Genomic DNA, 205 nt, shown 5'->3' on the forward strand with positions numbered 1-205 from the left:
GGTCGGTGATGAGAGATTCGAACTCCCGACCCTCTGGTCCCAAACCAGATGCGCTACCAGGCTGCGCTAATCACCGATGTGTTATATAACGAAGCAAATTACTTAATGGTTCACTATATATTTAAATAATGGGGCGAATGACGGGGATTGAACCCGCGACAACCGGAATCACAATCCGGGGCTCTACCAACTGAGCTACATCCGC

At 49.3% G+C, this 205-nt stretch carries 2 tRNA genes; both read right to left on the reverse strand.

Annotated elements, in window-relative coordinates:
• Positions 1 to 2: 2 nt before the first annotated feature.
• Positions 3 to 76, reverse strand: a tRNA-Pro gene (locus tag Q4519_RS22360).
• Between the two features lie 53 nt (positions 77 to 129).
• A tRNA-His gene (locus tag Q4519_RS22365) sits at positions 130 to 205 on the reverse strand.

This window comes from Motilimonas sp. 1_MG-2023 (assembly GCF_030547455.1).
In the GTDB taxonomy this organism is placed as follows: Bacteria; Pseudomonadota; Gammaproteobacteria; order Enterobacterales; family CBDFNC01; genus Motilimonas.